Raw genomic sequence first — 1,187 nt, forward strand, 5'->3', positions numbered from 1 at the left:
GCTCAACATATGCGGCGGTGTCGTATGCAGATGCGTCATACGACCTCCGCAGCCAACGTAGCCAGCACAGCCTTCCAGCGCTCCGGTATGGCCCGCTGGACCTCGAAGCGGCCCTTCGCGCACAACCGCAGCGCAACCGACGGCACCTGATGGCAGTGACCCAGCACCAGCGCCAGCTTGACATCGTGCTGATCGTCGCGATCATCGGTCGACGAGAAGTACGCCCTGCCGCGACCATGCGAATGACAGTCAACCACCAGCCACTCGTCGGCCTGCAGTTCCGGACGCTGGTAATGGAGGTGCGCCGGGCTATGTGACAACGAAGGGAGCGGCACCAGCCGGAACGCGCCTGTCGACGCATTCCAGGTGATCCAAGCCCCAACCTCGTTGGGCAACGCTGCGCGAGCCATACGGGCGAAACCGGCCACCAGATCGGCCGGCACCGCGCCGCAGCGGACTTCCGTTGCATCGGCCGCCTCGCCATACGGCACAGGCGTGCACCAGCTGTAGGAGCCCAGACGCCGCACCAGTCGGATCCACGGACGGTTGATTTCGAGGAATACACCATTGGATGCAATCAGCAGCCGCTCGCCCGGTGCGGACATCGGGACGACCGGCTCGCGCGTCGGCACCATCACGGACGGAAACGAGCCCTGTAACACCTGATCGACTGGGTTCATTCCTGACCTCCAATCTCTCCGGCGACGAGCTTGCCCGCCGTGGCGTCTTTCATCTGCACCAGCGCATCGAGCGGAAACGCCTCGAAGTTGCCATCCAGCATGTCTTTCCAGAACGCGTAGAAACCGTTCTTGTACTCGACCCGCTTGCTGCCGTGATTCGGGTGCGTGAACGCGGACGCGAAGAATGCCTCTTCCCATCCTGGGATCGCCGCCACTTCGATGCGACGCGGGACATTGGCCGATCCAATGCAGATCTTGCCCCGGTCCCACGTGTTGAAGTACGGAGGCTCGAAAAGCGCCGTCGATGGTTCCGGTCTGCCGTCGCCTTTCAGCGCGAAGACCCGGAAGCCGCTCGTACTGGCCTGAAACACCAGGCCCGGATGTGGCACCACGGCACTGCGCTCGCCAAGCTCCTCGCACCTGAAAAACACGCGTCGGAGCGCCGGCGGGCACCACCACGTCACTGCGGCCGACGTGATACCGAGCACCGTGGCCGGAAGGAAATCA

2 protein-coding genes are annotated in these 1,187 nt (G+C 63.8%); both read right to left on the reverse strand.

The window, feature by feature from the left end; all coding sequences use genetic code 11:
- Positions 1 to 35: 35 nt before the first annotated feature.
- Positions 36 to 680 (reverse strand): PRTRC system protein A, encoded by a 645-nt coding sequence (locus tag SB822_RS54570; protein ID WP_086909328.1) that lies wholly within the window; start codon positions 678 to 680, stop codon positions 36 to 38.
- On the reverse strand, positions 677 to 1,187 hold a 511-nt coding region (locus SB822_RS54575), incomplete at its 5' end, for a PRTRC system protein B (RefSeq protein ID WP_410858782.1). The genes SB822_RS54570 and SB822_RS54575, both read right to left, overlap by 4 nt.

It is taken from the genome of Paraburkholderia sp. SIMBA_054, from assembly GCF_046534875.1.
GTDB lineage: Bacteria > Pseudomonadota > Gammaproteobacteria > Burkholderiales > Burkholderiaceae > Paraburkholderia > Paraburkholderia hospita.